A 20,666-nucleotide genomic window follows, 5' to 3' on the forward strand; every position below is an offset into this window, starting at 1 on the left:
GATTTCCCCACTCATATTTCTCGGATATTTGTTTTAATTCTTCTAACATATCATGAATAGATAATACCTCAAATAAAATAATATACTCACTTGAAAAATGGTGATGATAATGATTTGGTTTATAATCTTTTAAATCATTTTTATAACTCCAAGTTGAGATATTAAAAAATTCACAAACTAACACTGTAAGAAAAACTGCAATCCCAGTTTTAATCACTCTTCCCCCAACGATATTCCATTTTCTATCTTGATTTATTTTTTATATCCTTCATTTCTATTTCATTTTATATACATATATTGTATATTATTAAAATAAAAAAACCTACTACATGAATATTCAAGAGTAAGTTTTCTATCTCATTATTTCATTATAGACAAATGCATTATTATTTGTTGGCCTATTGGTCCCATTCTTCTAAAACCTTTATCTTGGAAGCCGACTTTTGCATATAAATTTTGTGCAGGAATATTTCTTTCATTCACAGCAAGTACAACTTCATTTTTTATTGGAAAATAACGTTTTACAAACTCGTCTAATAATAACAATGACTTTTTAGCGTATCCCTTTCTTTGTCTATTGTGATTTATAGAAAATGAGGTTAAAAGTAAAGCGTTTTTATTGTCTGTGAATTCCTGTACTCTATCGCCTGTTTGCAATGCGAAAAGACCCACCGGTACCCCATTGTAATCTAAAATAACAATCACATTTTTTGTACGATCACTTTTTGCTTTCTCCAGTAATGCGCTTGGATCTGATGTAAACTGAACTTGTTCACTTGGTAAAGTAAATGTTTGTATAACTTCTTTATATTTCTCCTTATACGGAACTAATTGAATTTCCCCTGTGTGTATGTTCATGCTAAACTCTCCCATTTTTTAGCTTATTAACTTATACCTTGCTGTGCTTTTGAATGCACTCTTCCATCTAAAAAGGTAATTTCAACAAATGAATTTGGATTGTTTCCTTTCCAAGCAAAAATTTGTTTAATTTGTGTAGAATGTTCTACCCCTTCTTCTATAAGTAAATCTCCTTCAAAACCAATTAAATCTTTCACTTCTGTATAAGTCATCCCTTCATTTATACTCGAAAAATGATTTATATTGATAGACTCTTTCTGTTGCCTTTCCATCACAGTAGAAGAAGTTGCTGTTTGATTTTTCACTTCTTTTCTCTGTTCACACGCTGTCATACTGAAACCTAAGCATAAACTAAACAATATACATGCGCTTTTTTTCATCATAACAGTTGTCCCTCCCATCATAATTAAACCATATTTTTCCTTAAAAATAAACTGAATATTTAATATTATATTTAAAAACCTCGTACAATTAAGTACGAGGCTAATTTCATTTATTCAAATGATTATTTGATTGATCATCCTGTTCTTTTCTTAACTCTTGTTCTTCATCTTTCGGTAATTGTTTATCATTATCTTTAATTGGATTCGTTTCTCTATTTTCTATCATATCATTTGGAACTTGTGGCATTACTCGGCCCACAATAGCGGCTAATTCATCTAGTATACCTTCACCTGTTTTTCCTTTTTTAATTTGCTTTCCGATTTGTTTGAGCCGTTCATACGTATCAACATCTGCTACAACGACTGCATTAGCACCGTCAGGGTCATTTTTTAAACTTTCTGCAACAGAGTATTTAATTGATTCAACTCGAGTTCGATCAAGTTTTGCTTTTACATCAATACCTACAATAGCATATTTTCCAACAACGACCGCTGTTGCATCATTCACACCTGGCACACTTGCTGCTAAAGATGCTAAATGATCTGCTGCTTTTTCATTTGGCTTATTTGATTTATTCGTATAATTAACATTTTTCATTGAAACATTTTTTTGTTCCGGCTTTTCATTTGGATTGTCTTTTTTTCCAATACTGCATCCAGTTATAACGAAGCAAAGCATCAATATATATATTAGAGTTTTCATTATTTTCACCACTTCACTATTAAGGTTTAATCATAAATTTTTTCAACAGCTTGCATTTTCTTTACCTTTTCCTCGGCCCCGCTATTAGCATTAATGAATATTTGGTACGTATCTTTTCCTAAAGTGCCTACAAATTCATAGCAAAGTACTTCATTATGCAAATCATTGACTACTAAAGCTTTACGTTCTTCCATGACTTTTACATCCGGATTGATTTTCTTTCTTGCTTCTGCTGCAGTTAGCTTTGCCGATGGAACTGTTCGCTTTTGATGTGACGCTAAATATTCTTTTGCGGAGAACCCAACGATAGAACCATCATCTAAAGCAATTTTCATTTGGATTGCTTCTGGATAAATTCGTACTCCATTTTCATTTACTACATACGTAAATACACCAACATTATCATATTGAGAGCTATCATAAAGCTCCATATTATTAAACTTATGGTCCTTTAAAAATTTCAAACCTTTACTACCTGCATCGTTTAAACTAACTTTCTGTTCTTTAATTTCGCGGTTATTCATAACCCAAATTGGATATCCGCCTTTTCCGGTAATATCCATATAGAACTCGTTGTTCGTTGCTTCATCTTTAATTTTCACACTATAGAAGGATTCTTTCGCACCTTTTCCGCTTTTCTCAACATCTACTTTTTCATTTCCTTTTAAATTCAAAAACGATTTGGCAATTTTCGCCGCTTCATCTTTAGAAATTGCCTTTCCTTCCGCTTCAAATCCGCCTTTTTTATTTTTTTGCGCACTTGTAAAGGTCGGTCCGAAGTTTGTAGAAGAATATGATGTTACGTTTTTCTCTACAGTTTTCAATCCATCAATAATTGTGTTATCTGCTGGATCGCGATTTGATGCAAGTGCCATTTCTACATCCATCCAGCGTAAATTATTTTTCAAAACAAGATGTTGTACTTTTCTTAGTTCATCTTGTATATTTCCTGCATTTGAATATAAAGTTTGCAACGTTTTATATTCTTGCTCATTTAACGGTTCTTTTTCTAAATCACGAATGGCTGCACGGTAACTAAAATCACCGATATTCGCTAAAAATTCTTCCGTTTTATTAAATGGCATTAATGTTAAAGGAAGTTGCCCTACATCTGAGCGAGCTTCAGATGTTAAACGCCATACATCCGCTAATGCAGGTGATAAAGATGATCGTGAATTCATCGCAAGTGTTGTGCCAATTTTATCGTGTAATAAATCGACTTCGTATGCTAAATCATGGAATGCACGTTGATAGCTATTTTCCGCTCGAATTAAAACTGCATTTTTCTCTTGGTGCTCTTTATAGCCCCAATAGCCTGTTCCTACTACACCGACTGTTAATAATACAATGATAATACCTCGTAACATTGTCCCACCTCCCCTCTATTTACAGAAAATATGTTTACCGATTTTTTTAATTTGTGGACGAGTCCAAATCCATTTACTAGTCGCGGTATCTGGATTGAAATAATATAAAGCATTTCCTGTTGGATCCCATCCGTTAATCGCATCTAAAACTGCTTTTTTTGCTGTTTCATTTGGCGTTAAATATATTTGCCCATCGGCTACCGCTGTAAATGCTCTAGGCTCAAAGATTACACCTGAAACAGTATTTGGGAATGACGCACTTGTAACACGGTTCAAAATGACAGCAGCTACTGCAACTTGTCCTAAATACGGTTCACCACGCGATTCTCCGTATACTGCGTTTGCCATAAGCTGAATATCATTTTGAGAATAACCGTTCGGAACATTTGTCCCTTTATTTTGAGGTGGTTTATTCTCTTGTGCAGTGCCACCGCTATTTCCTTTATTCGTTGTCGTCCCTTTATTAGCAGTTGACTTGTCATACTTCGTTGCCTTCACGAGCATTTGCTTCGTTTTAGCTCCAGCTAAACCATCAACGGGTAATCCGAATTTCTCTTGAAAATTCCGAAGTGCCCAATATGTACCCCATCCGAAAACACCATCCACTTTTCCCGTATAAAACCCGTTATATTTCAAACGAGATTGCAGTTCAATGACATCTTCGCCAGATGCTCCTCTTTGAATAACTTGATTAGAAAAAGCTTCTACATTCTTTAATTGTATACTACTGACCATTAAAGACAGTCCTATGAACGCAAGTAAAACTGCTATTTTAAAAATAGCTTTTTGGCGCATAATTTTCCCTCCTTAATTACGGAAATGATTTCTTGGTTATGTTTTGTAAAAGCCTCGCTTTTATGTAAAGAAGACAAAAAAATCCAAACTCATATCGTTGAAAAAATATGTAAACAATATACAAAAAAGATAAAAGGAGTTCATCATGAAGAAATTGTTAAAGCGTGTCGCACTTGTCATTCTGTTCCTAACAACATGTTCAAATATATATACAGGCTCATCAATTGTTCATGCGCAGCCGCCGTATGCCAAATGGGGTAAGCTTGCCGTAGAAAAGACGAAAGAACAATACCCAAAAGCAGAAATTATTGACTATCTTCATATAGGTAGAAAACCAAAAACAGTTCAAATAACTGTTGAAAAATTTAAATTGTGGTTACGTGAGAACGGAAAAGAATACGGTGTTTTTGTTGATGTAGAATTTGAAACGAAGACGGAGAAATTTATAAAGTTGTCGTTTCAGAAGACGAGTAGATAAAGTGAAACCTTAATCAGTGGGGGTTTTGTTCATCTCCCACTAATCATCAGCCCTCACCAATCGGACTTTTACGGGCGGCCCGACAAATAGCTGGATAAAGTGAAACCCCCACTGTTAAAAACAGACACAGTGGGGTTCTTGCATTTCTAAAATTCTTTTCTAAAGTTTCGATTCCCTAAAAATCTTACCAATATACAAATAGCACCAATTACAACTGCTATCCCTATACTGTATAAAAGTACTTTACCATATCCACCTATTCTCGGATCTAAAAACGGATATGGATACCAATTCACGATTGGACCACGTATTAAGCTATATACAACGTAAAAAAACGGGAATAAAAGCCAACTTGCAGCTTGTTTCCAAGTGATTTTCTTAATAGGTGGATTTAAAATCCAATCTAAAAGCATTGTAATCGGCATGATATAATGTAGCACAGTATTTACCCATGGTATTGCCGTTTGAAGTGACTCTTCTAACCCTCTTAGTAACAAAAAATAAATGAGTCCTGTCGTAAGTATATATACCGTCGCCGCACCACGAAGTATACTAAACTGCTCTGAGCGACCAAATGTAGCTGTTCCGATACTACTTAAAAGGAGAATACATGCAACTAAAATGTTACTTTCGATAGTAAAGAAACTAAAAAAGTTAACTGGATTGAACGGTTTCACTTGTGCCCTGATTATGAATTGCGTAATAATGGCGCTACATACTAGAAGACTTAAACAGAATCTAAATAAAGATAAAATTTTTTCATCCTTCATACATTCCCTCCTTTTCTTATATATAATTAGAATTTCCCTGTACATGCTCAATAAATAGTTTTAATGGAACGAGCCCACGTTTTGGCATATGACTACTTATAATAGCTACTACTTCTAACTGAGGAATGATAACGATGTATTGTCCGCCGTATCCCATAGCGAAATATATACAATACGGTATGTGAAATCTTTCGGTATGTAATACCCACCAGTGATATCCATATGCGCCGACATGTTCATATGTTTCAAAATGCGCCCTACTTGACTCTTCTAACCATTTCGCTGATACAATTTCTTTTTCATTCCAATATCCATTTTGCAAACATAATTTTCCTAATTTTAATAAATCGGTAGATTTCATTTTCATACCGAAGCCGCCGACATATATACCCTGCGGATCTTGTTGCCACTCGTATTCGTTAATTTCTAATGGATTAAATAAATATTTCTTTGCAAACCGCTCTGTCGACATTCCAGTAGCTTCTTGAATAATATAGCTCAGTAAATGAGAAGAACCTGAATTATAATTCATTTTTGTAGCAGGTTCTTCAATTATTGGCTTTTCTAATATGTACTGTACCCAGTTCTCTGATTCTACAAAGTCATTTGGGAATACTACTCCATTCCCAAACTCTTTCCAGTCCTCACCAGTAGTCATTGTTAATAAGTGATATAGTGTTAAATTATGTTTTCCCCTAGGTACATTTTCAATCCACTCTGTGATCGGTGTATGTATATCATTTATATAGCCCTTATCAACTGCAATACCAATTAATAAAGATACGATACTTTTTGTAATCGAATTTATTTTATATAAGTTATTTGCACATTCGGGTGTTTTATAATACTCAGTTGTTAATTGTCCTTTTTGATAAACAAGAAATGTATTCACTTTTTTCTTTTCGAATTTATTTTCTAGTTGCTTGAAATCCAAAAACTTTACCTCCATTTAAATAGTTAATCCATTTATTATATCTTGTTCCTTCATTTTAAACATAATTGTGCTCAAATAAAAATAAACCTGTCAGCCATAATGAACTGACAGGTTTATTTTTATAATTTCGTACGAACATTCCAAAGCTCTGGGAAGAATTGTTGATCAAGTACTCGCTTTAAATAAGAAACACCGGAGGATCCACCTGTACCCATTTTATGTCCAATAATTCTTTCTACTGTTTTCATATGACGGAAACGCCATTGTTGTAGCCAGTCTTCAATATCAATCAATTTTTCAGCAAGCTGATATAAATTCCAATATTTTTTCACATCCGCATACACTTCTAACCATGCTGCTTCTACTGTTGCATCTTCTTCATAAGGCTGCGTAATATCACGGTTTAACACATCTTTATGAATAGGGAATCCTTCTTTTACTAATGCTTGAATCGCGACATCATATAGACTTGGTGCATGTAGCGCTTTATGAAGTCGTGCATGTAATTCTGGATCCTTTTCATAAATTTTTAATGCATGTGGCGTTTTATAGCCAAGTGCATACTCAATCATACGATATTGATACGATTGAAAACCTGAAGCTTGACCGAGTGAATCACGAAACTCAATATATTCTGATGGTGTTAATGTCGCAAGAATATCCCAAGATTGAATAATTTGAGACTGAATTTTTGATACACGTGCTAACATTTTAAAAGCTGGTTGTAATTTATCTTGTTTAATAGATTCAATCGCCGCATTTAGCTCATGTAAAATGAGCTTCATCCAAAGCTCACTTGCTTGGTGAATAACGATAAATAACATTTCATCATGATGGTCTGATAATCTTTTTTGAGAAGATAGTAAACTATCTAATTGTAAATATTCCCCATACGTCATATTCTCTTTAAAATCCGTATGAATCCCTTTTTCCATAATTACTTTTTCATTTTCTTTCATATTAGCCAAACGCCCCTTTTATATGATTCTACTTATATTGGTCTAATAACGGCTCGAACTGGACTTCCATCCGCATCAGTTAATGCAAGTGGTAATGCAATCAATTCATAATCACCGTCTGCTACATGATCTAGTACGACATTTTCTAAAATATGAATTCCATGTTTAAATAATTGATGATGCGCTGCTAATTCTTTATCATCTAGCGGATCAACTGATGGGACATCTACTCCGATTAAACGAATACCTTTCTCCGAAAGAAAAGGTGCTATGTCTGCACGTAAATGAGGGATCACATCTGGAAATTCTTCAGCTTTTCCATGTGAAGATGTACGTAATAATAATCGTTCTACACCTTCTAAATGAAAGCTTTCTAATTCCTTTTTTCCGATGCTTTCAAGATTAGAAACGTCAATAATCCGTGCTGGGCCAACATAAACTTGAACATCTAAATCCAATACTTTCTTTCCATCATTATCAAAATGAAATGGTGCATCAATATGAGTGCCTGTATGAATACTCATCGTTAACTTTCCAACATTTACTGAGCCACTTTCTTCTTTTGACCATGAAACTTCATATGAGAACGGTGTGTCTCCTGGCCACGTTGCAATATCATTATTTAGCGGTTGTGAAATATCAATCCACTCTGATGTTTTCATGCTTATGCCACAACCTCTCGCTTATTTTCAAACTGTTTATACTCTTCTTCTTTCATAATTTTCTTTAATATTTGTACAGATTTCCACACTTCTTCATATATGTTATATAAAGCGACCGGCGCAAGTCTTACTCCATTAGGTGCTCGGAAATCAGGGATAACTCCATTTGCTTTTAGCGCTTTACAAATACGTGCTGCTTCTGCATGTTCTAAATATATGTGCCCGCCACGTTTTTCATCCTCTAATGGATTTCCAATTGTAAATCCGAAATCTTTTAATTCGTGATCAATTAAATTCAGCATATATCTTGTAATATGTAAAGATTTTTCGCGTAAACGTTCAATACCAGCATCTTTAAACATTTCAAGAGAACCAATTAAAGGTGCTGTACTTAATACGTGCGGTGTACCAATTTGATAAGCACCTGCATGATCGGCAGCTGTTAATGTATGCTCCATATCAAACTGTTTATCTTTTCTAGAACTAAACCATCCAGACAATCCTGGCAGTCTATTAAAATGTTTACTATTTACATAAAGGCCTGCAACACTACCCGGTCCTGCATTTAAATATTTATAATTGCACCAAACAGCAAAATCGACATCCCAATCTTTGAAATGATGCGGAATAGATCCTATTGAATGGCATAAATCAAATCCAATGTGAATGCCGCGTTTATGAGCTTCCGTTGTTAAACGTTTCATATCAAGAATTTGACCACTTCTATATAAAACAGAAGGTAATAAAATTAAAGCGATATCATCTTCCATCGCATGGATAATATCTTCTTCAGAAAGTGTTCTACCATCTCGGCTTTTCACTCTTACTAAATGCTCCTCTGGATCTAATCCTTTTAAACGAATTTGACTTTGAAGTGCATAAATATCTGATGGGAAAGTCAATTCATCCGCAAGTATTTTTGTACGTATTCCTTTCGGCTCATAAAACGTCGCAATAACTTGGTGTATATTCGCAGTTGTGGAACCGGTTACAATAGTTTCTTCCGGTAAAGCTCCAATAAGAGGGGCTGTAAGTTTACCTAATTTCTCTGAAAGGAAAAACCACGGATGCTCACCTTCTGTCCAGCCGTCAATACCATACTCTTTCCACGAATCTAGCAAAGTAAGTAATGATTTCTCTGCTCTTTTTGAAAGTAGCCCTAATGAGTTTCCATCTAAATATATAGTACCTTCTTTTTTATAGAATTCAGTTTGAAAATCTTTCAGTTCATCATGTTTATCACATTCAAGCGCATACTCATAAGTTGGTTGAAATGGTTCTTTATACATGGTGTCACCTTCTCTTAATTTTCTTTTTATTCTAACTAATTGAAATATATCACCTTAATTGATACAACGTCAATGATATTATGTCAGTTGACTTTATATATGAACTTCTTTTACAATACAATTATATTTTCAGATATTTCAGTATAAAGAGGTGATTCTTTGAAAAACAGTACCCTTTCATCAAGAAAACACCGCTCCTTAGAAACGAAGAAGAAACTATTACACTCTGGTTACACTATTTTTATACGTAACGGATTTCAAAAAACGACAATTACACAAATTATTAAACATGCAGAAACCGGATATGGTACAGCATATGTATACTTCAAAAACAAAGATGATCTCCTAATTAGTTTAATGGAAGATGTTATGAATCGTTTTTATAATATCGCTGAACGCTCTTTTTCTCCACAAACAAAAGAGGAAGCACGTATAATGATCCAAAATCAAGTTAGAGCATTCCTGCAATTAGCAGATGAAGAACGCGCTATTTTGCAAGTTGTAGAGGAAGCGATAGGATTATCAAGAGAAATACGGCAAAAATGGGATGAGATTCGGGAACGTTTTATAACAAGCATTAAACAGGATATTACTTACTCTCAAGAAAGTGGATTAGCACAACCTAATTTAAATAAAGAGATTGTAGCACGCGGTTGGTTCGCGATGAATGAATCGTTTCTTTGGACTATTATGCAAAATGACAAAAAGATTAACTTAGAGGAAATTGTGTATACGTTAACGGAGATGTATACGACCGGGTTATATAAATAGCACACCTTCAATAAATAAGGTGTGCTATTTTACATCTATAAAAATATATTATCCGGGTATGGTAGTGCTAAAGGAGGCTTTTCAGAAAATGAGAAATATTGTAGTTTTAAAGATTCACCATCTATCGATTTCAGTTTTCCACTAGTAATTTCACATTCAAACACAACAACAATATATTCTACTTGATCGCCATTCGGATATATATGACGGAACCTTTCCCCTCCAAATACCCCTTTTTGTTTTTTCACTTGTACTTTCAATCCTGTTTCTTCCCATACTTCCCGAATTACTGCTTCTTCTGGAGTTTCTCCAGGTTCAATTGCTCCAGCCGGCAAACTCCAATATTCTCCGCCAGGATATTGAAATAAGAGTTCTCCCTGCTCGTTTTTAATAACTGCAGCTACACTTGGCATGAATATTAGTTCATGTCCTAATTGCTCCCGGATTTTTTTATAATATAGCGACATCGACATATAATTCTCTCCCACTCCATTAATGAATAACTGTATTTTCTGACATATATTCTATAATAATACCAATAACAATTTCTATATAGAAAGGATAAGAAAATGACCCAAGTACAACTAGTAAATAGCTTTCTATCATTTTTAGGAACGACAAAACAGCCTACTAGCTTAAAGTTTTTAAATGAGCTTATTAAAGCTCATCAAGAAAAAGTAAAAGAACCAATACACTTATCAAATATGAAAGAACTTATTTCAAGGTCTAACGATTGGCATACATCTCCTGTATTAAAGAAAATTCAGATTTTCGGTTATATCGATGGTATTCCAACTTCTATTAATGATAATGTTTTAAAACGATATTTCCAAGGTAAGAAAAGAGAACAAATCATTACATCTTCTGAACTTAATTATTGGATAACAGAAAGATTTTGTGTTGATAAAGAAATATATGAAAGAGCTATTGAGATTTTCAATGAAAAATTTTCAAATAGAATATTACAAACAAGTTCTTTAATATCTTTAGGCTGAGGTAAATAGCTAGTTGAAGGAGCAATTTCAAAATTAAAGCTTATATGTCCACATCCAGTTAGCCACATATAGTGACATTTCAACTCTTCATCGAACATATATTTCACAATATCTATAAATAATAAATCTCCTGCGTATTGCAACAGAAACTCCATATTCGAGCTACAAGTATAATAATTGTCAATGTCATCAAGATTTTTTATATTATATTCCGCCAAATCCCATAAAAAATCTTCTTTTAATATATTTTTAATTTTTTCAACAATGCTTATCCCCCCGAATTTTCCCAAGAATAACTCTCTAATCTACTTAAAATAATTTCAGTAAATTCTTCAGCAATGTCCTTAGAAATCTCACCACGATTTCCAATAATATCCCAAGCAATATTAATTGAAGTCCATCTCATCAATGAATTCTTTTCAAATTTTAAAAACTCTATTATTTCCTCCTCTTTCATTTCACTTAGAATTGCTTTTAATTCACTTTCTTCTAATTTACTTCTTTGATCATAATCAGTTTGATTTAGTATTTTTACATATTCCTTACTTTCTTGATAAAAAGCAATCTTTACTTGTTCTGGTGATAAATCCGCTAATAGTTTTTCAATTTCTTCAGCGCCTATTTCTTTACCTTTATTTATACATTTGAAATAACATCCCATTTTAACTTTTCATTAATTTCACTCATAAGTTGGGGTATTACTACTTCACCATATTTTTTAAAACATTCATGAGTTCCTTCGTAATTTTAAAATAAAGTTTGATTAAAAATATCGTGTTAACCCGTATTCTATGGTCAATAAAAAGAATCCATTTTGAAAAAGATTGATCAAAATGGATTCTTATCCAGCAGGTTTATGTTTTGGTTTTATAAAAAAGTTTGATCATTTTCTATCAATGAAAACAATTAATTGACTATTTTTATTATGAAGAGGTCGGAGCAGGAAATTCATCAATTTTGATACGAAGTAAACTATAAGGTTTCTGTCGTAAGTCTTTTCCATAATGAAATCTAGGCTGTCGATGTAATTGGTTCACAATGACATACAAATATTGATCCGGACCAATTGAAAAAGTATCCGGCCACAAAATTCTCGGATCATGTGCGATAGCTTCCATTATGCCATTTGGCAATATCTTACGGATACTGTTGTTTTCATAATCTCCAGCATAAACAGCTCCCTTTGCATCGGTGATCATTCCATCAGACGCACCTTTTTCTCCCCAATACTCCACATGATAAGGTAAATTCATGTCCGGTATCGTTCTGTCTCTCAAGGCTTCTGTTGAGATCGAGAACAAATGCCGACTGGTTAGTGGAGCAAAAAATAATATCTTTCCATCGGGAGAAATCGCAAGACTATCAGACGCCAACCTAAATGGAGAAGTTGAACCGTCTTTGTTTCGATTCATTAAAATTTGACCTTCTACTTTCGGTAAAAAATAGGGATCGGGTGAAGTTGAATTTGCTCCATTTAACCGTCTAAACGCGTTTCCATTTGATAAATCTACGACGATAATAGCTCCTGGTCCTCTTGAAGATGAATCCGTTATATAGGCATAACCTGCTTTTCCAACACGAAAATCAAAACGGACATCATTCAGATAAGTTGTAGGCAGGACAACATCTTCTGTAAAGGTATATACTTTTCTTATTGTATTGGTTTCTAAATCAACAGCGACTAATTTTGCCCCCCCTTTAATAGGTTCAGAAAAATTGGGTGCCGCTGTATCTAATATCCAAAGCGTTCCCCTTCCATCAGCAACTACACTTTGGACACTGATGAAAGTCATTGGGATATTCTCGGGATTAACCAAATTGGTTTGTAAATTAGGATAAGGCTGCAATTTATCCTCAAAAATTTCCGCCACCGTAAATTTAACATCGTCTCCCCATTTCGGAAAGCAAATGAAAATACGACCGGTTTCTGAAACAGTAACACCTGTAGGCATAGCCCCATAAAATGCATAAACTAGTTCTAAATTACCGAAATATTTTTCACTAGGTAACATAGGTTTCATAATATCCTCCTCAAGCATTCAAACGGGATATCTCCTATATATGATTTATATTTTTTCTAGTGCATGTTTCTTAATAAGTTTTTCTATACGAAAAGATGATTGAATTGATTGTTTTCGAAATTTAATAAGTCTGTCAGAAGAAAGGAAACATTTTAATTTAAAGGTCTCCAGATGAAGTAGAATTCAATTAGCAGGTAGCGAAGTTCAACATTCCCGAATCAACGTTAAGCTAGTATAAAAAATGGGGAAATATCCCCCTTTAAATTTGTGAAAAAATGTACTTAAGCTAAACTGCCCGTTAGTTTAAGTGTAACACTTCACAAACAATATTTTGAGTATTCTTATTATTCCTGTTTCCTCAACAATCTGGCCCTTTAATTGAACAATACAACTGAAATTTAAGGGCCAAAAGAAAAATCTTATATTAATACAGGGTTTTATCAATCTTTTTTATAAATTATCAAACTTTATTTTAAGTCAATACTACACTTTATTCCATGTTCCATGAGTGACTAACGGGTGCTTTGAACAAGAAAATAAAGGGGAGTACATATTATACATGACTAATATGCGCTCACCTTTATTTTTTTAGGATTTTTAGCTTTTAGGTCTTGATAATAATTTTTAGTGGTTTTATTAACAATTTATATTTAGTAAAATTGCTTTTTATGAATTTAATATAAGTCCAAAGAATTTCCTGGTCAATATAATAACGTATATCAGCACACTTTTTCTTTATTCAGTCTACTTACAATTCCAACTATAAATTTATATTCAATCCTCCTCTTCTTAGTTTTTTTAAACCCTTCTTTCGTATCAAAAATAAAACACGTTTTCCGAAACCAAATTCGTACATATAAAGACTCAAAATAAATAGGTTTTATAATTCCTCGTTCCTCAAATTCAGTTCCATCTTTATTTTCAGTTTCTGTTCGAACGAACCACCTATTTCCGAAGCCAATTTCAATATACTTCACATAAGTCCCCCTTTCGGAAATTAATTTCTAACTGTTCTATTATTTCCCCGGTAAGCGCACATTCCGACAGAACATGAGCCCACAAAGAAAAAGTAGATTGCAAAAATCTACTTTATAACTTATATTTTTGCATTCGTTTATAAAATGTACTACGGGGTACATTTAATAGTTTTGCAGCTAACGAAACATTTCCATTTGTCTTTTGTAATGCTTCAATCATGCTATCACGCTGTATTTTTTCGCGAAAATGTAATGTATGTTCTGTTTTATTTTCAACTTGTAACTCAAGTTGTTGTTGATTTCCCCTCATTGTTTGTAACAAAAAATCTACTTGTTTTTCGCATATTTCCCGTCCTTGCGACAAAATGTAAATGCGTTCTAATACATTTACTAGTTCCCGAATATTTCCGGGCCATGTATGTTGTAAAAATTGATTGTATATACTCTTTGGAAATACAACATTCCAATTCTTCTGTTCGCAAAAGTGTTGTATAAAATATGGGATATCCTCTTTTCTTTCTATTAACGATGGAACATATAACGGATAAACGTGCAAACGATAATATAAATCTTGACGGAATTTCCCTTCTTCTACTAACCGTAGTAAATCTTTATGTGTGGCAGTAATAATACGAATATTTACTGGTACCAATTTTGAACTCCCAATTGGAGTTATTGTGCGTTCTTGTAAAACACGCAATAATGCTACTTGCATCTCTGGTGGTACTTCACCAATTTCATCTAAAAATAATGTTCCTCCGTTTGCTTGTTCAAATTTCCCTTTATATCCTTGACGTCGCGCACCTGTAAACGCACCTTCAGCATAACCGAACAATTCACTTTCCATTAATTCTTTAGGCAAAGAACCGCAGTTAACAGCTATAAAGGGCCCGTCTTTTCTTGGACTATTTTCATGAATCGCTCTCGCGACATATTCCTTTCCTACTCCTGTCTCACCACATACATACACACTAGCATCAGTCGGTGAAACAAGCTTAATTTCTTCTAGTGTGTGTTGAAATGCTCTGCTTGTCCCGGTAACTCCTGAAAAAGTAATCCCTTTTATAAATGTGAGAGCAGAATATGTATTCATTTGTTTATTTTCCTTTAAATACATACATTTCCCAATCATTCTTTCATTACTATATACTGGTATCTCTAATTTAGTTTCCAATCCATGGTGCATTAACTCTTCAAGTTTCATTCTTGACCAATTATTTATTCGTTCACGAACGCTCTTACTCGCAGAAACGATAACATCACGATGATTACAAATAACTACTTGTTCATCACTATCAATGACATCTAAAAAACGATGGATTAAGTGTAATTCATTTTGATGAACTCTTATGCTACATTCACGTTCTATCGCATGTGCAATTGAAGTTACCATACCGAGCATATATGGATGCGAAAATTCAATCGGACACGAGAAATCTAGAACACCAATTAATTTCCCATCATCATTATGAATGGGAGCAGCCGCACAACTCCAGCTATGAGATGCCACGGTGTAATGTTCAGCACCACTTATCATAATAACTTCTTCAATTTCTAGCGCTGTTCCAATTGCATTTGTACCAACAGCTGATTCCGTCCATTTTACACCTTCAATAAAATTAATATGTTTCGCTCGCTTTAACGTTTGTTTATTTCCACTTAACGATAGAACATAACCATCTGGATCGATTAATAATGCCATCATTTGTAGTTCATCAATGGTTTTTCTCATATTTTGTATTTGAGGTAATGCGATATCAAGGAAAATTTCACTCTTTTTCTTTTGTTCTTGAAAAATGTTAGAAGACAAAATTTTCTGACCTTTATTCATGTGAGGATTAACATTAGCCTGTTTACATCGATGCCACGATTCTGAAATTCTTTGATTTATGCGATTTGAATCAAGAACACCTTCATTAACAAACTTTTTCCATGTATGTAAGTAAAACGGTGAAGCTAACATTGTATCATCTCCCTTTTAATTGTTTTGGAGATTTATAAAACATACTTTTATTATAAAACTGAATAAAAGCGTTTTCAATACAACTAGCAAGACGACACAAATATGTTAATAATTTGAATATCTTAATGCACTTCTTTATTCTTTTTTAGTAGCACTATATTTTGTATAATGGACGCAAAGAAAATACATAACCAAAACCACTTTTGTGGATTACCATTTATAAAGAAAACAATCACGGCTATTGCAAATAAAATAGTGGATGCTAAACTAAAATATAATTTTGTTTTAATTTCTCTTATCCCTCACCCCTCTGTTACTTTACAGTACATACTAACTCTTCATTTTTCATCTCTACTATGTACTCCTGTAAAACATATTCTTTCCCTCCATGGTTTTCATACCATTCATGTATTCCTTTAATATGCCTCTCGTCACTTCTAATTTTCGATTCTATTTCATTATACTGTTCATAACTATCATATTCCCATATGGCAAATACTTCAGACGTACCATTCTTATTATCTTTCATCCAGCGTCCTATTAGCCTAGAACCATGCTTTAATTGATTAGGTAAGTTCGTGTGATTGAAATGATCATTAAATACTTCTATGAATTCATTTTTCACTACATAGTACTTCCTTCTGTAAAACATACTTCTTCACCTCTTTCATGAAAAGTATTAGTAAATCTTCCCATCACTACCGTATTATAATACTTTCCATCCGATAGTCTTTTGTCATTTTTCAAAATGCCTTCTACTTCAAAACCTAATTTTTTATAAAGATGAATAGCTTTCTCGTTTGTCTCTAATACTTGTAAAGATATTTTATTTACTGCATTTTCGTCAGCCCATTTAATAGATTGTTGTAATAGGCTCTTCCCCATTCTATATCCCCAAAACTCTTTTAAAATACAAACGCCAAACTCCACTTTATGAGATAATCTCTTAAAATTTGATCCTTCACATCTTGAAAATCCAACAATTCGATTGTGCACTTCTACAACTAAAAAGAGATTCTTCGTTTCTTCACTATCTGTTTTTATTATTTTTTGAAACCCTAGGTCATCTATAAATCCCTCTCCAGCATCTCTATCCATATTTTCAGTTTCTCCATCAATCTGAACTCTAATTTTCGATAACTGCTCAGCATCTTTTTCAGCTGCAGAACGAATTGTATAAGTTAATCCATTTATATGATACTCTTGCTCTTTTACAATCATGTCAAACTCCTTTCAAATCAATATAATGGCGCTATTACAACTTGTTTACCTTGTTTCTCAAATTCCTGAACAGTTTCTTTACTAGCCTCTTCGTCAGTTATAATAAGGTCAACTTCTTTTAGAGACTCTCCTCTTATAAAACAATCTATTCCAAGTTTATTATGCGGAGCTAAACAAATATTTCTTCTAGCAATTTCACTTACTCTTTTACTAAAATAAGCAACTTCAGGTGTTGCAGTACTAATACCTTGTAATGAAATGCCTCCACCTGTAGAGAAATAAAGATCAATAGAAAATCTACTTATCAATTCAGAGGCAAATGTATCAGTAATATTTCCTGAAGGCTTTACTTTTCCACCAATTAAATATGTATCGATGTTCTTATATTCTCTTAGATGACCAGCTATTTCTATAGAATTCGTAATAACCGTAAATGATACTTCCGGTAAATATTTCAGCATCGCATTATGAACGGGAGCCCCGCCAATAAAAATAGAATCATCTTCTTGTATATAAGATGTCGCAACTTTTGCAATTGTGTTCTCATATATTGAGCTATCACTATAACGTTTAGCTGGTTCCGCAGCTAAGTTCCTCACTCGCGTAAGTTCAATTGCACCTCCGTGCGTTCTTTTTAATAAACCATCCTTTTCCATAATAGACAAATCTCTTCTTATAGAATCAATAGACATTTCAAATCTTTCCGCAAGTTCCTTTGCGATTACTCTTCCATCTGTATTAAGTAGTTCTAAGATTCTCTCTCGACGTTCTTCAGTAAACATGTTATCACCACCGTTATTGGAGATTCAGAAACTTAAACTTTATTTTAATTATATGTATGCCTCTTCTGTTTTACAATATTTTCAGTTCTTATTTATTCCGTTTTATACAGTCTTCTCCCCCTTTCTATCCCATTAATTTGCCAACCGAATAAATGTATATCTGTATATTACGCAAAAATACTTTCATTTACCTTCCTGTTGATGTAAAATTATTCCTATGTTTTACTTTTTAATACAGAAAGGGATTACTATGAAATCATTAATCAAAACGACATGTACAGCATTATTATTTACTGGAATATTAACAGGATGTAATAGCAATACTACATCAAAACAAGAAAAGAGCGCTCTCGAAAAGAATGCAATGCACTATGGAGAAATAGTTAAAAACGAATACTATAGAGCAACAGTTGAAAATGCAAAGTTTGAAAAAATAGACAAAGAGCGGCGCCTTACTACTCGTGTTATGATTAATAATGTTCGGGACGATGGACAAACTATTGATCTTTCGGAAATAAAATATTTCATACAAGATGAAAAAACTGGTCAGAAATATGAAGGTGAAGCTCATCCGATAGATGACGAGCACTATAAAAATGTTCCACACGAATTCTCTTTAACTACTGACGTTGTGTTTGAACTGAAAACTTCACCAAAAGATTTAAATAATATGTATTTATACATAGATAGCAAAGCTGCGCCGTTAACAAATACATATTGGAAGCTTGATAATTTAGTATCTAAATAGAAAGACCAGTCTTAAATGACTGGTCTTTTTACATTCATACATTTACCTTTCATTAACACTTATATTCATTTTCTAATAACAACTTGAATAACATCAGCTAAACCAGTGTGCCCTTTCCCTTCAACTCGCTCTTGTTCGCCATTAAAGAAATGAATTACCTTATGTTCTTCACACCAAGTAAGGATATCAATTGGATCATACAGCATATCAACATCTTTTGGTCCACCAGTACCATAGTTTATTTGTTTTTTTGAGTAAACTTCAAACATAATTAAACCATCAGGCTTTATCGTTTGTATCATTTTACCTAATATCATTTTTTTATAATCATCATGAAAATGTCCAAATACCATAATTGCTGCATCATATTCATTTTCTGGCAAACTATCAGCTAATAAATCTACTTTTTTTGTATGCACGTTTACGTTATGCTTCTCTGCCAATTTTTTTGTCTTCTCTAATCCATCTTCCGAATAATCAATAGCTGTTACTTCGTTCCCTTGTCTTGCTAGAAATACAGCATTTCTACCTTCTCCCTCCGCAAATGCTATTACTTTATTGTGATTTGCTAAACGAAATGCTTGTTCTTTAATAAATGTATTAGGTTCTTCCCCGTAAAAATATTCATCTGATTTATATCGATCATTCCAAAATTTAGTCATCATCTTCTCTCCTTCTTCATATCATTTTCTAACTACAATTAAAGATATCAAAGAGTCTTTTTATCCTTAATTAATTTAAAAATAAAAGCAGATTAAAAATCCACTTTTATTTTTTTCGCAAGATCTACGATTTTTTGATTTCGTAACTCTTCTTCCATTTTCTCTTCTGCTGCGAGCATTACTTCATTAATTAAACATCCAGGTTTGTCATGTAAACAACATTCAAACAATGATGTTTTACCTTCAATTGCATGTATAATATCTAAAAATGAAATATCTTCCCAATTCTTACTAAGTGAGTAACCGCCCTTTGGACCAGATGATGAATGTATCATCCCTTCCTTCGTCAACTTAGTTAGTATTTTAGACAAGTACGTTGGTGAAACATTTTGCATTTCTGCTAATTGGTGAACACTAACTAACTTATTTGGTGTAGCCTTTGCCAGAAAAAGCATTGTATGAAGAGCATAATTTGTAGCTTTAGAATATTTCATAATACAGCTCCTATTGTAGACTTCATGTATCTACAATAACTTTATTTTTTTATTATGTCAAACGTTTGTAATACTCCATACAACATTATTTCTTCACAAGTAATACATCTGCCGCACAAATCGTCACTTCTCTAAATGGAGAGTCAAATAAAACACCTAGTTCAAAACCATCTTCAGTAAGAGCTATTTCATGATATAACCACCAAGCATTTTCAAAGTTTTCCGGCATAGAACACTTTGTTACTCCTATAAAGGTTACTTCAAGTTTATCAAATTCACTAAAAGTACCACTGCAATCTAATACGATAGACAAAGTATCTTCTGATTCTCTCTTTATTACTTTAATTACACTATCGTGTAGTAATGTCTTGTGTAACTGAGCGACATTTGACGGAAGTTTTTTCTCAATGGAATTAAAATATTCTACGTATAATTGATCTAATTGTGCCACTCTTTTCTCATAATCTGTTGTCCACTTTTGCATACGTTTTTTCAGTTCACCTAATGGGTATTCTGAATTAATTGTGATGTTTTGTATAATTGAGTATATCGATTCAGGAAGGAATTTTAATAAATCTATTTTCCTTTCCTCTATTTCTTCCTTTAAACTTTGTATATCCATTTCTGACCATTCTTTTATAGACTCTATAAAACTTACAAATTCTAAAACTTGCATTTTTTTATACCAATCTCTTGTAAAATATTTCAATGACACCTCTCCTAAAACATTTTTAAATCCAGTAAAAACAATATATCCACTTATTATATCATTCCAATAACTATTTTTTCTAAAGAAAAAATGTAAAACTGTAAATATTCCGCCTATTATTTCTA

Annotated in this window: 25 protein-coding genes; 4 read left to right on the forward strand and 21 right to left on the reverse strand. The window is 33.1% G+C overall.

Going from position 1 to position 20,666, the window contains the following annotated elements:
- Nucleotides 1–360: 360 nt before the first annotated feature.
- The 5 genes from BHV55_RS13615 to sleB all read right to left on the reverse strand — a co-directional run bounded on the left by BHV55_RS13615 (nucleotide 361) and on the right by sleB (nucleotide 4,106).
- A complete protein-coding gene (locus tag BHV55_RS13615) occupies nucleotides 361–873 on the reverse strand; it encodes a GNAT family N-acetyltransferase (RefSeq protein WP_139147423.1) in 513 nt (170 codons plus the stop codon).
- An 11-nt stretch (nucleotides 874–884) separates the two neighbouring features.
- The gene (locus BHV55_RS13620) at nucleotides 885–1,241 is read right to left on the reverse strand and encodes a hypothetical protein (protein WP_000976447.1); all 357 of its coding nucleotides are present in this window, start codon (nucleotides 1,239–1,241) and stop codon (nucleotides 885–887) included.
- A 106-nt stretch (nucleotides 1,242–1,347) separates the two neighbouring features.
- Entirely contained in the window at nucleotides 1,348–1,944 is a 597-nt protein-coding gene (locus BHV55_RS13625; protein ID WP_000854053.1) for a YhcN/YlaJ family sporulation lipoprotein, read from the reverse strand.
- 26 nt (nucleotides 1,945–1,970) lie between these two features.
- The gene (ypeB, locus tag BHV55_RS13630; RefSeq protein ID WP_000943727.1) at nucleotides 1,971–3,311 is read right to left on the reverse strand and encodes a germination protein YpeB; all 1,341 of its coding nucleotides are present in this window, start codon (nucleotides 3,309–3,311) and stop codon (nucleotides 1,971–1,973) included.
- 15 nt (nucleotides 3,312–3,326) lie between these two features.
- Nucleotides 3,327–4,106, reverse strand: coding sequence for a spore cortex-lytic enzyme (gene sleB / locus BHV55_RS13635; protein WP_001249053.1), 780 nt, complete (start codon nucleotides 4,104–4,106; stop codon nucleotides 3,327–3,329).
- Between the two features lie 145 nt (nucleotides 4,107–4,251).
- Between sleB and BHV55_RS13640 the strand changes: the two genes are divergently transcribed.
- Nucleotides 4,252–4,584, forward strand: coding sequence for a DUF3889 domain-containing protein (locus tag BHV55_RS13640; protein WP_000734903.1), 333 nt, complete (start codon nucleotides 4,252–4,254; stop codon nucleotides 4,582–4,584).
- 146 nt (nucleotides 4,585–4,730) lie between these two features.
- Here the strand turns inward: BHV55_RS13640 and BHV55_RS13645 are convergent, their stop codons facing one another.
- The 5 genes from BHV55_RS13645 to kynU form a co-directional block, all read right to left on the reverse strand.
- On the reverse strand, nucleotides 4,731–5,354 hold the full coding sequence (locus BHV55_RS13645; protein WP_070757854.1) for a Pr6Pr family membrane protein: 624 nt from the start codon (nucleotides 5,352–5,354) through the stop codon (nucleotides 4,731–4,733).
- Between the two features lie 16 nt (nucleotides 5,355–5,370).
- Nucleotides 5,371–6,288: a serine hydrolase domain-containing protein gene (locus BHV55_RS13650; protein WP_000346265.1), complete on the reverse strand. Its 918-nt coding sequence runs from the start codon at nucleotides 6,286–6,288 to the stop codon at nucleotides 5,371–5,373.
- Nucleotides 6,289–6,407: 119 nt separating this feature from the next.
- Nucleotides 6,408–7,247 carry a tryptophan 2,3-dioxygenase gene (gene kynA / locus BHV55_RS13655; RefSeq protein ID WP_000661957.1) on the reverse strand — a complete coding sequence of 280 codons (840 nt, stop codon included), beginning with the start codon at nucleotides 7,245–7,247 and terminating at the stop codon, nucleotides 6,408–6,410.
- A gap of 32 nt (nucleotides 7,248–7,279) precedes the next feature.
- On the reverse strand, nucleotides 7,280–7,909 hold the full coding sequence (gene kynB, locus BHV55_RS13660) for an arylformamidase (RefSeq protein ID WP_000858061.1): 630 nt from the start codon (nucleotides 7,907–7,909) through the stop codon (nucleotides 7,280–7,282).
- A gap of 2 nt (nucleotides 7,910–7,911) precedes the next feature.
- Entirely contained in the window at nucleotides 7,912–9,198 is a 1,287-nt protein-coding gene (kynU, locus tag BHV55_RS13665) for a kynureninase (protein WP_070757856.1), read from the reverse strand.
- 159 nt (nucleotides 9,199–9,357) lie between these two features.
- Here kynU and BHV55_RS13670 point away from each other — a divergent pair, with 159 nt between their 5' ends.
- Nucleotides 9,358–9,969: a TetR/AcrR family transcriptional regulator gene (locus tag BHV55_RS13670; protein WP_000798551.1), complete on the forward strand. Its 612-nt coding sequence runs from the start codon at nucleotides 9,358–9,360 to the stop codon at nucleotides 9,967–9,969.
- A gap of 35 nt (nucleotides 9,970–10,004) precedes the next feature.
- Here the strand turns inward: BHV55_RS13670 and BHV55_RS13675 are convergent, their stop codons facing one another.
- Nucleotides 10,005–10,442, reverse strand: coding sequence for an NUDIX hydrolase (locus BHV55_RS13675; RefSeq protein WP_000062927.1), 438 nt, complete (start codon nucleotides 10,440–10,442; stop codon nucleotides 10,005–10,007).
- 96 nt (nucleotides 10,443–10,538) lie between these two features.
- Between BHV55_RS13675 and BHV55_RS13680 the strand changes: the two genes are divergently transcribed.
- A complete protein-coding gene (locus BHV55_RS13680; RefSeq protein ID WP_048567616.1) occupies nucleotides 10,539–10,964 on the forward strand; it encodes a hypothetical protein in 426 nt (141 codons plus the stop codon).
- Nucleotides 10,965–11,232: 268 nt separating this feature from the next.
- Here the strand turns inward: BHV55_RS13680 and BHV55_RS13685 are convergent, their stop codons facing one another.
- The 7 genes from BHV55_RS13685 to BHV55_RS13715 all read right to left on the reverse strand — a co-directional run bounded on the left by BHV55_RS13685 (nucleotide 11,233) and on the right by BHV55_RS13715 (nucleotide 17,928).
- The gene (locus BHV55_RS13685; RefSeq protein ID WP_000501980.1) at nucleotides 11,233–11,625 is read right to left on the reverse strand and encodes a hypothetical protein; all 393 of its coding nucleotides are present in this window, start codon (nucleotides 11,623–11,625) and stop codon (nucleotides 11,233–11,235) included.
- A 262-nt stretch (nucleotides 11,626–11,887) separates the two neighbouring features.
- Nucleotides 11,888–12,985 (reverse strand): L-dopachrome tautomerase-related protein, encoded by a 1,098-nt coding sequence (locus BHV55_RS13690; RefSeq protein ID WP_015382380.1) that lies wholly within the window; start codon nucleotides 12,983–12,985, stop codon nucleotides 11,888–11,890.
- 719 nt (nucleotides 12,986–13,704) lie between these two features.
- A complete protein-coding gene (locus BHV55_RS13695; RefSeq protein WP_000873827.1) occupies nucleotides 13,705–13,962 on the reverse strand; it encodes a DUF3977 family protein in 258 nt (85 codons plus the stop codon).
- 112 nt (nucleotides 13,963–14,074) lie between these two features.
- Nucleotides 14,075–15,925 (reverse strand): sigma-54-dependent Fis family transcriptional regulator, encoded by a 1,851-nt coding sequence (locus tag BHV55_RS13700; protein WP_070757858.1) that lies wholly within the window; start codon nucleotides 15,923–15,925, stop codon nucleotides 14,075–14,077.
- A 313-nt stretch (nucleotides 15,926–16,238) separates the two neighbouring features.
- Nucleotides 16,239–16,577 (reverse strand): NIPSNAP family protein, encoded by a 339-nt coding sequence (locus BHV55_RS13705; protein ID WP_000499983.1) that lies wholly within the window; start codon nucleotides 16,575–16,577, stop codon nucleotides 16,239–16,241.
- Entirely contained in the window at nucleotides 16,550–17,146 is a 597-nt protein-coding gene (locus tag BHV55_RS13710) for a GNAT family N-acetyltransferase (protein WP_000635686.1), read from the reverse strand. Before BHV55_RS13710 ends, BHV55_RS13705 begins: the two co-directional genes overlap by 28 nt.
- 17 nt (nucleotides 17,147–17,163) lie before the next feature.
- Nucleotides 17,164–17,928: a DeoR/GlpR family DNA-binding transcription regulator gene (locus tag BHV55_RS13715; protein WP_000493660.1), complete on the reverse strand. Its 765-nt coding sequence runs from the start codon at nucleotides 17,926–17,928 to the stop codon at nucleotides 17,164–17,166.
- A 250-nt stretch (nucleotides 17,929–18,178) separates the two neighbouring features.
- On the opposite strand from BHV55_RS13715, the gene BHV55_RS13720 reads away from it, so the two are divergent.
- A complete protein-coding gene (locus tag BHV55_RS13720; RefSeq protein WP_000838470.1) occupies nucleotides 18,179–18,676 on the forward strand; it encodes a hypothetical protein in 498 nt (165 codons plus the stop codon).
- Nucleotides 18,677–18,741: 65 nt separating this feature from the next.
- Here BHV55_RS13720 and BHV55_RS13725 read toward each other — a convergent pair whose 3' ends face one another.
- The 3 genes from BHV55_RS13725 to BHV55_RS13735 form a co-directional block, all read right to left on the reverse strand.
- Nucleotides 18,742–19,341, reverse strand: a complete 600-nt coding sequence (locus BHV55_RS13725; RefSeq protein WP_070757860.1) for a class I SAM-dependent methyltransferase — start codon at nucleotides 19,339–19,341, stop codon at nucleotides 18,742–18,744.
- Nucleotides 19,342–19,430: 89 nt separating this feature from the next.
- Complete coding sequence (locus tag BHV55_RS13730) at nucleotides 19,431–19,832, reverse strand: Rrf2 family transcriptional regulator (protein WP_000877650.1); 402 nt, start codon at nucleotides 19,830–19,832, stop codon at nucleotides 19,431–19,433.
- Between the two features lie 85 nt (nucleotides 19,833–19,917).
- Nucleotides 19,918–20,541, reverse strand: a complete 624-nt coding sequence (locus BHV55_RS13735) for a DUF4085 domain-containing protein (RefSeq protein ID WP_070757862.1) — start codon at nucleotides 20,539–20,541, stop codon at nucleotides 19,918–19,920.
- Between the last annotated feature and the right edge of the window lie 125 nt (nucleotides 20,542–20,666).

It is taken from the genome of Bacillus sp. RZ2MS9, from assembly GCF_001816185.2.
Lineage (GTDB): Bacteria > Bacillota > Bacilli > Bacillales > Bacillaceae_G > Bacillus_A > Bacillus_A cereus.

What these genes read in the sequence shown, in the direction of transcription:
- BHV55_RS13615 (WP_139147423.1), bottom strand. Translation starts at nt 873, where the DNA reads ATGGGAGAGTTTAGCATGAACATACACACAGGGGAAATTCAATTAGTT.
- BHV55_RS13620 (WP_000976447.1), bottom strand. Translation starts at nt 1,241, where the DNA reads ATGATGAAAAAAAGCGCATGTATATTGTTTAGTTTATGCTTAGGTTTC.
- BHV55_RS13625 (WP_000854053.1), bottom strand. Translation starts at nt 1,944, where the DNA reads ATGAAAACTCTAATATATATATTGATGCTTTGCTTCGTTATAACTGGA.
- ypeB (WP_000943727.1), bottom strand. Translation starts at nt 3,311, where the DNA reads ATGTTACGAGGTATTATCATTGTATTATTAACAGTCGGTGTAGTAGGA.
- sleB (WP_001249053.1), bottom strand. Translation starts at nt 4,106, where the DNA reads ATGCGCCAAAAAGCTATTTTTAAAATAGCAGTTTTACTTGCGTTCATA.
- BHV55_RS13640 (WP_000734903.1), top strand. Translation starts at nt 4,252, where the DNA reads ATGAAGAAATTGTTAAAGCGTGTCGCACTTGTCATTCTGTTCCTAACA.
- BHV55_RS13645 (WP_070757854.1), bottom strand. Translation starts at nt 5,354, where the DNA reads ATGAAGGATGAAAAAATTTTATCTTTATTTAGATTCTGTTTAAGTCTT.
- kynA (WP_000661957.1), bottom strand. Translation starts at nt 7,247, where the DNA reads ATGAAAGAAAATGAAAAAGTAATTATGGAAAAAGGGATTCATACGGAT.
- kynB (WP_000858061.1), bottom strand. Translation starts at nt 7,909, where the DNA reads ATGAAAACATCAGAGTGGATTGATATTTCACAACCGCTAAATAATGAT.
- kynU (WP_070757856.1), bottom strand. Translation starts at nt 9,198, where the DNA reads ATGTATAAAGAACCATTTCAACCAACTTATGAGTATGCGCTTGAATGT.
- BHV55_RS13675 (WP_000062927.1), bottom strand. Translation starts at nt 10,442, where the DNA reads ATGTCGATGTCGCTATATTATAAAAAAATCCGGGAGCAATTAGGACAT.
- BHV55_RS13680 (WP_048567616.1), top strand. Translation starts at nt 10,539, where the DNA reads ATGACCCAAGTACAACTAGTAAATAGCTTTCTATCATTTTTAGGAACG.
- BHV55_RS13685 (WP_000501980.1), bottom strand. Translation starts at nt 11,625, where the DNA reads ATGGGATGTTATTTCAAATGTATAAATAAAGGTAAAGAAATAGGCGCT.
- BHV55_RS13690 (WP_015382380.1), bottom strand. Translation starts at nt 12,985, where the DNA reads ATGAAACCTATGTTACCTAGTGAAAAATATTTCGGTAATTTAGAACTA.
- BHV55_RS13700 (WP_070757858.1), bottom strand. Translation starts at nt 15,925, where the DNA reads ATGTTAGCTTCACCGTTTTACTTACATACATGGAAAAAGTTTGTTAAT.
- BHV55_RS13705 (WP_000499983.1), bottom strand. Translation starts at nt 16,577, where the DNA reads ATGTTTTACAGAAGGAAGTACTATGTAGTGAAAAATGAATTCATAGAA.
- BHV55_RS13710 (WP_000635686.1), bottom strand. Translation starts at nt 17,146, where the DNA reads ATGATTGTAAAAGAGCAAGAGTATCATATAAATGGATTAACTTATACA.
- BHV55_RS13715 (WP_000493660.1), bottom strand. Translation starts at nt 17,928, where the DNA reads ATGTTTACTGAAGAACGTCGAGAGAGAATCTTAGAACTACTTAATACA.
- BHV55_RS13720 (WP_000838470.1), top strand. Translation starts at nt 18,179, where the DNA reads ATGAAATCATTAATCAAAACGACATGTACAGCATTATTATTTACTGGA.
- BHV55_RS13725 (WP_070757860.1), bottom strand. Translation starts at nt 19,341, where the DNA reads ATGATGACTAAATTTTGGAATGATCGATATAAATCAGATGAATATTTT.
- BHV55_RS13730 (WP_000877650.1), bottom strand. Translation starts at nt 19,832, where the DNA reads ATGAAATATTCTAAAGCTACAAATTATGCTCTTCATACAATGCTTTTT.